The following is a 13,004-nucleotide window of genomic DNA, read 5'->3' on the forward strand; positions in this document are numbered from 1 at the left end:
ATGTTCACGCGCCGCGTCATGGGTGTGGAAACGGAGTTCGGGGTCACGGCGTTTCGCGGCGGTTCGCAGGTCTTAAGCCCCGAGGAGGTCGCGCGCTACCTGTTTCGGCCGGTCGTGTCCGCCCACCGCAGCTCCAACATCTTCGTCGACAACGCCTCGCGGCTCTACCTCGACGTCGGCGCGCACCCCGAGTACGCCACGGCGGAGTGCGACTCCATCACCCAGCTGCTCAACAGCGATAAGGCTGGCGAGCTCATCTTCGATCGCCTCTCCCGCACCGCCGAGGAGGCTCTGGCCGCGGACCGCATCGGCGGCGAGATCTACCTGTTCAAGAACAACGTGGATTCGCGCGGCAACTCCTACGGCGCGCACGAGAACTACCTGATCAGCCGCGAGCTCGCGCTCAAGCCGTTCTCGCTGCAGCTCATGCCGCACATGATCACACGCCAGCTGATCTGCGGCGCCGGCCTGATCAAGAACAACCGCTTCGTCATCTCGCAGCGCGCGGATCAGGTGTGGGAGGGTGTGTCCAGCGCGACGACGCGCACCCGGCCGATCATCAACACGCGTGACGAGCCCCACGGCGACTCGCACCGGTTCCGGCGCATGCACGTCATCGTCGGCGACTCGAACATGGCCGAGCCGACGTTTGCGCTGAAAATCGGCTCCACGCTGCTGGTCATCGAGATGCTCGAGGCCGGTTTCGCCATGCCCAACTTCGAGCTAGATAATCCGATCGATCACATCCGGGACATCTCCGCCGACCCGACAGGGGCAACGGTACTGCGGCTGAAGGACGGTTCCGCGGCAACCGCGCTCGAGGTCCAGCGCGGAATCTTTGAGGCCGCCCGCGCCTGGCTGGCCGAGCGCCCGGACGAAGGCACCCCCAACACCGACATGGAGCGGGTGGTGGACCTGTGGGGCCGCGTCCTCGACGCGATCGAAACGCAGGATTTCGCCGGCGTGGACCAAGAGATTGACTGGGTGATCAAACGCACGTTGCTCGAGCAGTTCAAGGAACGGCTCGACTGCGACTGGGACCACCCGAAGCTCGCCCACATTGACCTCGCCTACCACGACATCCGCCGCGAGCGCGGGCTGTTCTACCACTTGCAGCGCAAGGGCTTGGTCAAGCGCTGGACCACCGACGAGGCCATTGAGCAAGCGGCAACCACGGCCCCGCAGACCACCCGGGCCGCGCTGCGCGGGCGCTTTCTCGCCGCGGCGCGGGGAAGCGGCGCGTCGGTCAACGTGGACTGGGTGCACCTGAAGGTCAACCACCCTGAGCCGCGCACGGTGGCGCTGCTCGATCCCTTCGCCACGGGCGGCGAGGCCGGCGAGGACGTCGAGAAGCTGATTGAATACATGCTCAAGGACCGCAAGGAGGGCTGATGGCGAACGACGACCCCGTGATCGACCGGTTAACCAACTTGACCTTTGCCCTGCTCGGGGCGCAGCGCCCTCGCGACTATGAGTGGGTGCGCGGGCGCGTCGAGGGCTACAAGGGCTACGACGAATCCGAGAAGGGCCGGGCCTCCTATCACCGCCAGCTCAACCGCGATATCCAGACAATTCGGCGCGCAGGGGTGCCGGCACGGATGGAAAACGGCCTCGTGTGGGTGGACAAAGATGCCTACACGTTGCCTCCCATCGAGTTCACCGACGAGGAAGCGACGGTGCTGGGTCTAGCCGGTGACCTGGGACGCGAGCGCAGTCTCGGCGCGTTCGCGCGCTCCGGGTGGACCAAACTGGCGGCCTCGGGCGCAACGCGCTCATTCGACAGCCCCGCGCTGGCAAGCGTGGACAACGACGTGATGCGGCTCGACGCGGAGACGGTCAAAAACGTCACCGCGTGCGTGCGCGGGAAAAAGCGCATGGTGTTCGACTACGCCCCGGCCCCGGCCGCGAACGTGCAGCGCCGCGTCATGGACCCGTGGGGGATCGTGGCGCTGAACAACCGCGCCTACGTCGTCGGATGGGACGCGGAAAGGGAGGCGCAGCGGGCGTTTCGTGCGATGCGGGTCAGCAACGTGCGTGTCACCAGCGCCGAGCAATTCCATGAGGCGTCCCGCCCGCTGGCCGACGTTGTCAAGGACGTCCTGCGCGGGCCCGTCACCGACGCCCGAATCGGGGTCTCCGCCTCCGCGTCCTTCGAGCTGGAAACCAAGGGCACGCGCGTCGGCGACATCGTCGAGTTCGTCGGCGTGGAGCGCGACTGGCTGGTACGCACCGTCGCCAGCGCCGCGCCCCACGTGTTTACAATCGAGCCCGAAGACGTGCGCCGCGACGTGATAAAGCTGCTCAAAGCGAGCGTGGAGGACAGCAATGAAGGATAGCCCCGCCAAGCTAGAGGGTCTCGTGCGTTCGCTGAACCTGATCCCGTACCTGCACAGCCACCGCGACGCCACGCCGATGGAGATCGCACGCGACCTCGGCTACTCCCACGAGGAGGTGATGCGCGACCTGACCAGGCTGTCTATGTCCGGCGTCGGCAGCGGCCCCGGCGAGCTGATCGACCTCGTGGCCAACTGGACCGGCATCACCGTCATCGACGACCAGGGCCTGAACAAGCCCCTGCGCTTGACGCCGACGGAGGCGAACGCGCTGCTACTGACTCTCGAATCGCTCGAAACCATGCCCGGCCTCGTAGACCAGGCCGCCGTGACATCGGCGGCAGCGAAGCTGCGCGCGGCGATCAAGGGCCACAGCGTCGACGACACGGTGCCGGAGGTGGGGGCGTCGACAAGCAACGTGCACATCCTCACCGACGCGATCGCGCGCTCGCGCCAACTGGAGATCGTCTACTACTCGGCGTCCTCGGGCACGACGTCGACGCGCACTGTCTCGCCGGCCTCGATCTTCCACCAGAACGGGCAGACCTACCTGCGCGCGTACGAGGAAGGGATCACGGAGGCGAAGAGCTTCCGGCTCGATCGCATCGTCAGCGCGCAGCTTATCGACGCCCCCTCCAACGCGCCGCGCAATCCCACAGGCTTCGACCCGAACGACCCGTTCGGGTTCTCCACCCGCCACCGGGCGGTGCTCTCCATCCGCCGCGAGGCGACGTGGCTGGCCGACTACTTCGAGATCGAGCTAGACTCCGACCCCGGCAGCGGCTACTGGGTGCGCGCCACCATGGCGTACGGCTCCGACGACTGGCTCATCCGGTTCTGCCTGAGCCAGGGCGACCGTGTCCGCTTGGTCGAACCTGGGAATCTGGCACACGAGGTCGTTCGGCGCGCTCAAACCGGCATGGATGGGTTAAGCTAAACCCCTAACGGCGCCCACAGAGGCGACAGCGACATCTTTGAAAGGAACCCCATGCCTAGCTTAGGTTGGCCGGAAATCCTCATTATCCTGGCGATCGTCCTGCTGCTGTTCGGAGCGAACAAGCTGCCGGACCTCGCCCGCTCGATGGGCCGTTCCGCTCGTATTTTCAAGAGCGAAGTCAACGAAATGCGTAACGACGACAAGCCCGCGCCCGCCCAGGCCGAGCTCCCGCAGGCCGCTCCTGAGACCCAGAGCGCAGCACAGAGCGCGACCCAGATCGCCGATAACCAACCCCGCCCGCAGAACTAAGTAGTCGTGGCACGTGTCGTAACCGGCAGCAAGCGCCCGGCGAAGCGGAAGAAGGCGAAGAACCCCGACGGCAGCATGCCGTTGATGGAGCACCTCAAGGAGCTGCGGCGCCGAGTGGTCATATCCCTGGCGGCGCTGTTCGTCGGAACGGTGATCGGCTTCATCTGGTACCAAAACGCGCCATTCGGCCTGGCACCGCTCGGCGAGATTATCCGCGGCCCGTACTGCAACCTGCCGGAAGACGTGCGCGCCGATTTCACCGGCGACGGGCAGTGCCGCCTGCTGGCGACGACACCGTTCGAGATGTTCATGTTGCGGTTGAAGGTGGGCGCGCTGGCCGGCATCGTGCTCTCCTCGCCGATCTGGCTCACCCAAATCTGGGCGTTTATCACCCCGGGTCTGCACCGCAACGAGAAGCGCTACACCTTTGCGTTCGTCTCCCTCGCCGTGACGTTGTTCGTGCTGGGCGCGCTGTTGGCCTACTTCGTTTTGGACAAGGGCCTCTACGTGCTCATGTCCATCGGCGACGAGGTGCAGGTCGCGGCACTGACAGGCCGAGAGTACTACAACTTCCTGCTTTCGCTGATCGTCATCTTCGGTGTGAGCTTCGAGCTACCGCTGATCATCGTGATGCTCAACCTCGCCGGCATCCTGCGCTACGACCACGTCAAGGACAAGCGCCGGATCATCATCCTCGGCCTATTCATCTTCGCCGCGTTCATGACTCCCGGCCAGGACCCGTTCTCCATGCTCGCGCTCGCCGCCGCCATGGTGGTGCTCGTCGAGCTCGCCTTCCAGTTCTGCCGCATCGACGACAAGCGCAGCAAGACCGAGCGGCCAGAGTGGATGGACCTTGACGACGAGGAAGCGTCCGGCCCCATCGCCCAACCAGCCCCCGTCAGCGCCACACCCGTCGCCCCACCTGAAGAGGACCACTTCAAAGACGTACTGTAGAGGGCATGTCAACGCCTTCACCGCAGACCCATTTCGACGAGTTTCGCGCCAACCAGGGCTTCGAGCTCGATGACTTCCAGGTGGAGGCCTGCCAGGCCGTGGAGCAAGACCGCGGCGTGCTCGTCTGCGCGCCGACAGGCTCAGGCAAGACAGTCGTCGGCGAGTTCGCCGTATCGCTGGCGATCTCGCGCGGCACCAAGTGCTTCTACACCACCCCGATCAAGGCGCTGAGCAACCAGAAGTACCACGACCTCGTCGCCCAGTACGGTGAGGAAGCGGTCGGGTTGCTTACTGGCGACGTCAGCATCAACGGCTCCGCGGAAGTGGTGGTGATGACGACCGAGGTGTTGCGCAACATGATCTACGCCGAATCCCCCCAGCTCGACAGGCTTTCCCACGTGGTGATGGACGAGATCCACTTCCTCGCGGACCGCGACCGCGGTGCCGTGTGGGAGGAGGTGATTTTGAACCTCGACGATTCCGTGAGCGTGATCGGCCTTTCGGCCACGGTATCCAACTCCGAGGAGTTCGGCGAATGGCTCGGCACAGTGCGCGGGGATACTGCGGTGATCGTCTCCGAGCACCGTCCTGTGCCGCTGAGCCAATACATGATGGTCGGCCGCAAGGTGTTTCCGCTGTTCGAGCCGGGCACCGACGGCCGCGTCAACCGCGATCTCGAGGACGCCATCGAGCGCATCGAGTCCGGCCGCGCCGACGAGGGCCGCCGCGATTTCGAGGAGGGCAGGGGCTTTCGGTCGCGCACCGCTGGCCGACGCTCCGGGCGCGAGCGCCCCATCGATCGGATCAAGCCTGTCGGCCGCCCCGAGGTCGTCTCCGCGCTCCAGGGCCGCGACATGCTCCCGGCGATCGTGTTCATCTTCTCCCGCGCCGGCTGCGACGGCGCCCTGTTCCAATGCCTGCGCTCGCGCAAGGAGCTCACCACACCCGAGGAGCAGCAGCGCATCGCGGAGATCGTCGACAAGGGCATCGAGGGAATCCCCGACGAGGACCTCCAGGTACTCAACTACCGTCAGCTGCGCACCGCCTGGATGCGCGGGTTTGCGTCCCACCACGCCGGACTTCTGCCCGCGTTCAAGCACATCGTCGAGGAGCTGTTCGTCCAGGGACTTGTGTGCGTCGTTTTTGCCACCGAGACACTCGCCCTCGGCATCAACATGCCGGCTCGCACCGTGGTGCTGGAAAAGCTGGTCAAGTTCAACGGCGAGGCGCACGTCGACCTCACGCCAGGGCAGTACACGCAGCTCACGGGTCGAGCCGGGCGCCGCGGCATCGACCACATCGGCAACGCCGTGGTGCAGTGGGCGCCGGCGATGGATCCGAAGGAGGTCGCGGGGTTGGCGTCGACACGCACCTACCCGCTGATCTCGCCGTTCACGCCGGGCTACAACATGGCGATCAACATGCTGAAGATGAACGGCTTCGACGCCTCGATCCGCCTCGTCGAGCAATCCTTCGCCCAGTTCCAGACCGATCGCTCCGTCGTCGGCGAGGTGCGCGAGATCGAGCGGCTCCGCGCGAAGGTGGACTCCCTGCGCGGGCAGCTCGAGCGCGACATCGCATCCTTCGCACCGCCGTCGGACGACCCCGCCACGGACCTCGTTGATTACCTGCAACTGCGCCGCGACCTCACCGAGGCCGAAAAGGAGTCCCGCGCCTCCGCCATTACCGACCGCCACACGGAAACCGTCAAGCTGCTGGCGCGCCTACAGGTGGGGGAGGTCATTGCCTTACCGGGCAAGAAGAAGCCAGAGCTCGCAGCCGTGGTCCAGGCAGCCGGCAAGCACGACGACCCGCGGCCGTGGGTGACCACAGAGCGTGGCTGGTCCGGAAGGATCGACGCCTCCGCGTTTCGCAACACCCCGGTCGTGGTCGGCCGGGTCAAGATCCCGCGCCACCTCGCGGACCAGCCGCGCCGCCACGCGCGCAAGGTCGTCAGCCTGATCCAGCGCGGCACCTTCACGTCGCCGCGGAAGTTGAAGGAGCAGGCGCGGGTCAGGCCGTCGAAACGCGTCACGGCACTGCGCGAGGCGATCCGCGACCACCCCGTGCACGCCTGGCCCGCGACCGACCGCGAGATGCTCGCGCGCGTGGGCGAGGAGCTCGTGCGCGAGCAGCGCCGCCTTCAGAAGCTGCAGCGGACGGTTGATTCCTCGACCGATTCGCTCGGCCGTACCTTTGAGCGGATCATCGGCCTGCTCACGGAGATGGATTACGTCGAGATCGTCGACGGCGAACCCAAAGTGACCGAGGAGGGCGAGCGCCTCGCCAGCATCCACAGCGTCGCCGACCTGCTGGTCGCGCAGTGCCTCAAGCGAGGCGTGTGGGACTTTCTCGACCCCGCCGAGCTCGCCGGCGTGGCGTCGATGTGCGTGTTCGAAAACCGCAAGGCAACAATGGGTTCGGCAGAGGTGCCCACGGAGAACATGGCGGCGGCGATGAACTCGACGATGCGCATCTACAACGAGCTGGTCGCCGACGAGCAGCGCCACCAGCTGCCGGTCTCGCGGATGCCGGACGCCAGTTTCAGCCTGTCGGTGCACCAGTGGACGGCCGGCGCACCGCTGGGTTACTGCCTCGCCGCCGCGGCAGAATCTGGCGCGGAGCTGACACCGGGCGACTTCGTACGCTGGTGCCGCCAGGCCATTGACCTCCTGGAACAAGTGGCGAAAACCGGCTACAACCCGGAGATCCGCCACGCGGCGAACAAGGCGATCGACGCCATCCGCCGCGGCGTGGTGGCGATCGGCAGCTAGCGAGCTCGCTTGTCGACGCTCTCCCGCACGCGCTCGTCGATCAGCGACACTGTGGCCACGCCCAGGTTGATGCCGAAGGGATCGAGGATGAGGGACTGGACGGCGAAGACCTTCCCGTTGGCGATAACCGGCCCGCCCGAGTCACCCTTGACGGCCGGCGTGGTGTTGAAAATCACGCCGGCGGGTTGGACGACGGTGCGCAGGTTGCGCGACAGCGCGAACGGCATCGTGCTGAGGAAACGGCCATCGCGGGCTGCGGGGTGTCGTAGCTTGCCGCCGAAACCGAACGTCGCGGTGGGCGCAAATGTCGGCGGCGCCGCACCGAAGGTGGGAAAGACGGTGTCCGCGTCGACGCGCACCGGGGAGACGTAGGCGATCGCAATGTCCGTGCCGGCGATGACCTCGAGATCTTTGACCCGGCGTCGGGTGCCGGCGACGTAGACGTTGACCAGGCGATCCACACCGCGGAAGAAGTGGGCGCAGGTGAGCACCGTAGTCGGCGAGAGCAGGGTCCCGGAACAGTATCCGCTCGGGTGGGCGAGCCTGGCAACGAGGTGGGTACGCACGTGCACCGAGTGTAGACGGGCAGAGATGGGGAGAGTGTAGCGTGGAGCAATGAGCGATTTCAGACTGGTTAAAGCACAGCGTCTTGTCGCCCAGGCGGGACTCGCGGGGCTGGTCGTCGGCCCGGGCACCGAACTCTTCTACCTCACGGGGCTACGCATCAATTCCCACGAGAGGCTTTCGGCGCCGGTCGTGCCAGCCGAAGGCGAAGTCAGCCTCGTTGTCCCGGCGACCGATGCGGCAAGCATCTCCACCACCTTGCCCGTCGTCTCCTGGCGTGACGGCGAGGACCCGTACCGGCTCTGCACCCAGATCACCGGTGAAGGCGTTCTCGGGCTGGGCACGGCGCTGACGGCGGACCATGTGTTGAGGATGCAGGCGCTTGCGCCGCGCACGGTGCTTGCCCAAGATGTGCTGGCGGAGCTGTTCATGGTCAAAGAGCCAGAGGAGATCGCGCAGCTGCGGGCCGCGGCCGAGGCCATCGACCGTATCCACGCCCGCGTGCCCGAGCTTCTCGTAGCGGGGTGCACGGAAGAGGACGTCGCAGCGCAACTGCGCGAACTCATCACTGCCGAGCACGCCAGCGTCGACTTCGTCATCGTCGGCTCCGGGCCGAACGGCGCGAACCCCCATCACGACTTCTCCTCGCGCGTGCTCGAGCCGGGCGACGCGGTCGTTGTCGACATCGGCGGCGCGCTGGCCTCCGGATACCGCTCCGACTGCACCCGCACCTACCAAGTGCCGGGCGTTGGCGAGGAGGCGTTCGCCACGGCCTACGCCGTGCTCGAGGAAGCCTTCGACGCCGCAATCGCGGCGGTGCGTCCCGGTGTCGCCGCCGCCGAGATCGACACGGCGGCGCGGCGCGTGATCGAGGACGCCGGTTACGGGGAAAACTTTTTCCACCGCACCGGCCACGGCATCGGCCTCGACACCCACGAAGCGCCCTACATCATCGCTGGAAACGACCAGGTAATCGAAGAAAACATGGCGTTTTCCGTCGAACCCGGCATCTACGTTCCCGGTAAGTGGGGGATGCGCATCGAGGACATCGTCGTCGTCACTGAGGATGGATGCGAACAGCTCAACCGCCGCCCAAGGGCACTGGGGTAGGTCCGATGCCGAAGAAGGAAGGAACCTTGCTCCTGCTCGGGGCGAACAGCGATATCGGGGGAGAAATCGCGGTGCGGATGTGCCGGGGCAGGGAAGTGGTGCTCGCGGGCCGCGACCGGGCGCGTGCGTTGGGCGTCGAGAAGCGGCTGCTCGATGCCGGGGCCCGCGAGGTGCGATTTCACGAGTTTGAGGCCACCGACCTCGATTCGCACCGCCCGCTGATCGAGGCCGCCGGTGATGTCACCACCGCGATCGTCGCCTTCGGCATCCTCGGCGACCAGCAGCTCGCGGAACGAGACGAGCGCGAAGCGGCGCGCATCGCCACCGTCGATTACCTCGCCCAGGTCAACGCGCTGACAGTCCTCGCCGACGTGATGAACCGCGGCGAAATCTTCGCGTTTTCCTCCATCGCGGGCTGGCGGGCGCGGCGCGCCAACTATGTCTACGGCTCCACGAAAGCCGGGCTCGACGCGTTCTGCCAGGGCCTGACCGACCGGCTGCACGGAACCGAGCTCAACCTGATCACCGCGCGACCAGGCTTCGTCATCGGTTCCATGACGGAAGGGATGACGCCGGCGCCAATGTCCGTGCGCCCAGCCGATGTCGCCGATGCGGTCGTTGCCGCCGCGGCCGCATCCAAGAGCGCGACGCTGTGGATCCCGCGCCGACTCGCACTACTTTCCGCCATAATGGCGCTCGTGCCGCGACCCATCTGGCGCCGCATGCCCCGATAGGAGTTCGTCACCATGATTGCCCAGCTCGCCCGCGCACTTGCGCCGTTTGTCGTCGACGCCGTCAACCTCAACCCGCGCACCGACCCCGAGTTTGGCCAGGCTACGTGGGTCAGCGGCATGACTCCGGGCACGCTGCTCAACGCCGTCGAGATCTCGCCGGTCGGGTTGGGCACCAGGCTTAACGACGCCTCCGCGTGGCGCATCGACTACACCACCAGCGATTCCGGGCAGCGCATCCTGACCGCCACAGGCGCTGTGTACCGCTCGCGCGTGCCGTGGGCGAAGAACACGCCTCGACCCACCATCGCGTTTGCACCGTCAACCCAAGGCGTGGCGCCGCGGTGCGATCCCTCGTACTCGTGCACGGTCGGCGTCGGGCTGCGCACCCGGCCGTTCGACGTCATCGCCGCCCACGAGCAGCCCGTGATCAACTTCATGCTCGCGCTCGGATGCAACGTCGTGCTCACGGACTACCCGCGCCACCCCGAGGGCAACGTGCAGTTGTACTGCGACCACGCCTCCGGCGCGAGGGCATTGGCGGACGCGGTGCGGGCGTCGACGAGCTTGGGCGTGGGTATCGACAACCTGGGGCTGTGGGGGTTTTCCCAGGGCGGGGGCGCGATCGGCGCGTGGCTAGAGCAGCCGGAATACGCCCCCGAACTGCAACCGCTGGCCGCTGTGGTCGGCTCCCCGCCGGCGGATCTCGCCGAAGTGCTCAAGCACATTGACGGCGCGATGCCTGCGGCGGTGATCCTCTATGCCGTCGCCGGCATGCTCGCCGCCGACCCAGAATCCTTCGCCGACCTCACGCCGGAGCTTACCGACGAGGGCCTCGCCGCGATCGCGTTCGGTTCGCAGGTCTGCGGCCCAGGCGCGGTGCTGAAATACCGCTACACACGCACCGAAAAGTGGACCGCGTCTGGTCTCCCGCTTGCCGAGCTGCTCGACCGCAACCCGGCATCCAGCGAGTTCCTCGACCGCATGGCGCTGGGCAACCGAAAACCCGCGCGCATTCCGGTGCGGTTGTGGGGATCGAAAAACGACGACGTGATCCCGTTCAGCGGCTCCGAGCGGCTCGCCGAGAAGTGGGGAGTGCAGCTGCACAACCACCGGTGGCCGAAGATCCCGGGGCGGATGGGGCTGAATCATTTCATGCCGTACTTCGCCAACGCGCCGCGTGACGTGAAATGGCTTCTGAGACAGTTGGGCGGGTAGTCTGGCCGCATGCGCCTGATCTTCTTCGCTTACTTTCTGGTCGAGGTCCTCGCGTTTCTCGGCGTCGCAAAGCTGATCGGCATCGGCTGGGCCTTCGTTGCCGTCTTCGTGCTCATGATCCTCGGTGGGTTAGCCGCCAACGCCGCATTGCGCAACTCGCTGCGCAAGGCGGCGCAGGGGCGCTCGAGCCTGGGCGCACTCGCGGGCGACTCCGCGATTCTCGTCACCGGCTGGGTGCTCACGATCGTGCCGGGTTTCGTGTCCTCCCTCATCGGCCTGATTATGGTCTTCGGCCCGACCCGGGCGCTGCTGCGCCGCGGGCTTTCGGCAAAGGTGCAGCGCGCCGTAGAGGATTTTGGCGTGCGCGCCTACACCGTTTCGCCAATGTCGCAGGTGCACGACTCCTACGGCAGTTTTGCCGCGCCAATCGACGCCGACGAGCTGGAGAAACTCTACCGAATGGACAGCGTCGACCCGCATCGCCGACCCGGTGACGCACCGGAAGGCCGCGACCAGTGAGAGCCTTTTTTCGCTTCACGCTCGCCGCAGCTTCCGGAGCGGCCGTCTATTACTCCTACGAGCCGCACGGCTTGTGGTTTGCGGCGATTATCGGGATAGCGCTTTTCTCCTTCGCCCTGGCTCCCTGGCCGAGTACGTGGAGTCGCTGGATCGGGCCCGCCAGCGGCGCCCGACCTGGACCGAGCGGTGGCTTCGGCGCGTTGCTCGGCTTCACCCACGCGCTGTTCTGCTACCTCTACCTCCTGCCGTGGATCGGCGAGTTCGTCGGCACCATGCCGTACGTGGCTCTCGCGATCGCCTGCGCCGTCTACGCCATCCCCACGGGCATCTTCGGGGTGTTCGCCGCGAGGCACAGGTGGGGTTTCGCAGTGTTTCCCCTGATTTACCTGGCCGTCGAGTGGGCGCGCTCATCGTTTCCCTTCGGCGGTTTTCCGTGGGTGCGCCTCGCGTGGGGCCAGATCAACGGACCGCTGGCCAACCTCGCCGCCTATGGCGGGCCGGCGTTTGTCACGCTGGCGACCATGCTGGTGGGCTGTGGCGTAGTAGCTCTGCTGTTTCGCCACCGTGTGGCGGGCGCGGTGGCCGTGATCGCACCGCTTACGCTCGGGCTTCTGGCGCAGATTGGCGTCGGCACCGAGCGGGGAGTAGTGGACGAAGTCACCGCGTCCGCGGTGCAGGGCAACGTCCCCCGGATGGGTCTTGATTTCAACGCCCAGCGCCGGGCCGTTTTGGCCAACCACGTCAACGAGACGATCGCGCTCGCGGAATCCGGCGCTAACCCCGACATCGTCATCTGGCCCGAGAACTCCTCCGACGTCAATCCGTTCACCGACCCCGAGGCCGCCGCGCTGATCGACGTCGCCGTGCAACGCATCGACGCCCCCGTGCTGGTCGGCACGTTGACGCGCGACGAGGTGGGGCAGCGCAACACCATGGTTGTCTTCGACCCGGACACCGGGGCGGGGGACTACCACCACAAGAAGTACCTCCAGCCGTTCGGCGAGTACATGCCGATGCGCGACTTCTTCCGCAACTTCTCCGAGTACGTCGACATGGCCGGCGACTTCAAGCCGGGAAACGGCAACGGCGTTGTCGACATGCGAGATATCAGGGTCGGGATCGCCACCTGCTACGAAGTCGCCGTCGACGAGGCCTACCGCACCGCGGTGAGAAATGGCGCCACCATCCTGGCCACCCCGACGAACAACGCGACATTCGGGTTTACGGACATGACGTACCAGCAGCTCGCGATGAGCCGCATGCGCGCCATAGAAACGGACCGCGCCGTCATCGTGGCGGCCACCTCCGGCGTATCAGCCATTGTCCACCCGGACGGCAGCGTCTCCCAGCAGACGGACATTTTTACTCCCGCGCACCTCACCGAGGATCTTCCGCTCAAAGACACGCGCACCCCGGCCGTCCTGATCGGGCGATACCTCGAATGGATCGCGGTCGCAGCGGGCTTCGCCGCGATGATCGCCGCGTGGGCTGCGTCACGACGCGGGTATGATGCGAAGAAGCGTCCCAACAATCAACACCCCAAGGAGCTGTAGCC

Annotated in this window: 12 protein-coding genes; 11 read left to right on the forward strand and 1 reads right to left on the reverse strand. The window is 66.3% G+C overall.

Features of this window, described 5'->3' with window-relative positions:
- The 6 genes from pafA to HMPREF0298_RS06510 all read left to right on the forward strand — a co-directional run bounded on the left by pafA (window position 1) and on the right by HMPREF0298_RS06510 (window position 7,307).
- A complete protein-coding gene (gene pafA / locus HMPREF0298_RS06485; RefSeq protein ID WP_006840329.1) occupies window positions 1-1,392 on the forward strand; it encodes a Pup--protein ligase in 1,392 nt (463 codons plus the stop codon).
- A complete protein-coding gene (locus HMPREF0298_RS06490; RefSeq protein WP_006840330.1) occupies window positions 1,392-2,336 on the forward strand; it encodes a helix-turn-helix transcriptional regulator in 945 nt (314 codons plus the stop codon). The genes pafA and HMPREF0298_RS06490 overlap by 1 nt, the downstream gene beginning before the upstream one ends.
- Entirely contained in the window at window positions 2,326-3,270 is a 945-nt protein-coding gene (locus tag HMPREF0298_RS06495; RefSeq protein ID WP_006840331.1) for a helix-turn-helix transcriptional regulator, read from the forward strand. The genes HMPREF0298_RS06490 and HMPREF0298_RS06495 overlap by 11 nt, the downstream gene beginning before the upstream one ends.
- 51 nt (window positions 3,271-3,321) lie before the next feature.
- Window positions 3,322-3,579, forward strand: coding sequence for a Sec-independent protein translocase subunit TatA (gene tatA, locus HMPREF0298_RS06500; protein WP_006840332.1), 258 nt, complete (start codon window positions 3,322-3,324; stop codon window positions 3,577-3,579).
- Window positions 3,580-3,654: 75 nt separating this feature from the next.
- Window positions 3,655-4,533 carry a twin-arginine translocase subunit TatC gene (tatC, locus tag HMPREF0298_RS06505; RefSeq protein ID WP_040422767.1) on the forward strand — a complete coding sequence of 293 codons (879 nt, stop codon included), beginning with the start codon at window positions 3,655-3,657 and terminating at the stop codon, window positions 4,531-4,533.
- Window positions 4,534-4,538: 5 nt separating this feature from the next.
- Complete coding sequence (locus HMPREF0298_RS06510) at window positions 4,539-7,307, forward strand: DEAD/DEAH box helicase (protein ID WP_006840334.1); 2,769 nt, start codon at window positions 4,539-4,541, stop codon at window positions 7,305-7,307.
- On the opposite strand, the gene HMPREF0298_RS06515 is transcribed toward HMPREF0298_RS06510, so the two are convergent.
- Window positions 7,304-7,873 carry a S1 family peptidase gene (locus tag HMPREF0298_RS06515; protein ID WP_157464389.1) on the reverse strand — a complete coding sequence of 190 codons (570 nt, stop codon included), beginning with the start codon at window positions 7,871-7,873 and terminating at the stop codon, window positions 7,304-7,306. The genes HMPREF0298_RS06510 and HMPREF0298_RS06515 overlap by 4 nt on opposite strands.
- 49 nt (window positions 7,874-7,922) lie before the next feature.
- On the opposite strand from HMPREF0298_RS06515, the gene HMPREF0298_RS06520 reads away from it, so the two are divergent.
- From HMPREF0298_RS06520 to lnt, 5 genes are read left to right on the forward strand one after another with little or no spacing between them, the layout of a single operon-like run.
- Complete coding sequence (locus HMPREF0298_RS06520) at window positions 7,923-8,981, forward strand: M24 family metallopeptidase (RefSeq protein WP_006840336.1); 1,059 nt, start codon at window positions 7,923-7,925, stop codon at window positions 8,979-8,981.
- Window positions 8,982-8,986: 5 nt separating this feature from the next.
- A complete protein-coding gene (locus HMPREF0298_RS06525; protein ID WP_006840337.1) occupies window positions 8,987-9,715 on the forward strand; it encodes an SDR family oxidoreductase in 729 nt (242 codons plus the stop codon).
- 12 nt (window positions 9,716-9,727) lie between these two features.
- On the forward strand, window positions 9,728-10,930 hold the full coding sequence (locus HMPREF0298_RS06530; protein WP_006840338.1) for a lipase family protein: 1,203 nt from the start codon (window positions 9,728-9,730) through the stop codon (window positions 10,928-10,930).
- Between the two features lie 9 nt (window positions 10,931-10,939).
- Entirely contained in the window at window positions 10,940-11,449 is a 510-nt protein-coding gene (locus HMPREF0298_RS06535; protein ID WP_006840339.1) for an FxsA family protein, read from the forward strand.
- On the forward strand, window positions 11,446-13,002 hold the full coding sequence (gene lnt, locus HMPREF0298_RS06540) for an apolipoprotein N-acyltransferase (protein ID WP_006840340.1): 1,557 nt from the start codon (window positions 11,446-11,448) through the stop codon (window positions 13,000-13,002). The genes HMPREF0298_RS06535 and lnt overlap by 4 nt, the downstream gene beginning before the upstream one ends.
- The last annotated feature ends 2 nt before the right edge of the window (window positions 13,003-13,004 follow it).

Origin of the sequence: Corynebacterium lipophiloflavum DSM 44291, from assembly GCF_000159635.1 — a bacterium.
Classification (GTDB): Bacteria; Actinomycetota; Actinomycetes; order Mycobacteriales; family Mycobacteriaceae; genus Corynebacterium; species Corynebacterium lipophiloflavum.

What these genes read in the sequence shown, in the direction of transcription:
- pafA (WP_006840329.1), top strand. Translation starts at nt 1, where the DNA reads ATGTTCACGCGCCGCGTCATGGGTGTGGAAACGGAGTTCGGGGTCACG.
- HMPREF0298_RS06510 (WP_006840334.1), top strand. Translation starts at nt 4,539, where the DNA reads ATGTCAACGCCTTCACCGCAGACCCATTTCGACGAGTTTCGCGCCAAC.
- HMPREF0298_RS06490 (WP_006840330.1), top strand. Translation starts at nt 1,392, where the DNA reads ATGGCGAACGACGACCCCGTGATCGACCGGTTAACCAACTTGACCTTT.
- tatC (WP_040422767.1), top strand. Translation starts at nt 3,655, where the DNA reads ATGCCGTTGATGGAGCACCTCAAGGAGCTGCGGCGCCGAGTGGTCATA.
- HMPREF0298_RS06530 (WP_006840338.1), top strand. Translation starts at nt 9,728, where the DNA reads ATGATTGCCCAGCTCGCCCGCGCACTTGCGCCGTTTGTCGTCGACGCC.
- HMPREF0298_RS06520 (WP_006840336.1), top strand. Translation starts at nt 7,923, where the DNA reads ATGAGCGATTTCAGACTGGTTAAAGCACAGCGTCTTGTCGCCCAGGCG.
- HMPREF0298_RS06495 (WP_006840331.1), top strand. Translation starts at nt 2,326, where the DNA reads ATGAAGGATAGCCCCGCCAAGCTAGAGGGTCTCGTGCGTTCGCTGAAC.
- HMPREF0298_RS06525 (WP_006840337.1), top strand. Translation starts at nt 8,987, where the DNA reads ATGCCGAAGAAGGAAGGAACCTTGCTCCTGCTCGGGGCGAACAGCGAT.
- tatA (WP_006840332.1), top strand. Translation starts at nt 3,322, where the DNA reads ATGCCTAGCTTAGGTTGGCCGGAAATCCTCATTATCCTGGCGATCGTC.
- HMPREF0298_RS06535 (WP_006840339.1), top strand. Translation starts at nt 10,940, where the DNA reads ATGCGCCTGATCTTCTTCGCTTACTTTCTGGTCGAGGTCCTCGCGTTT.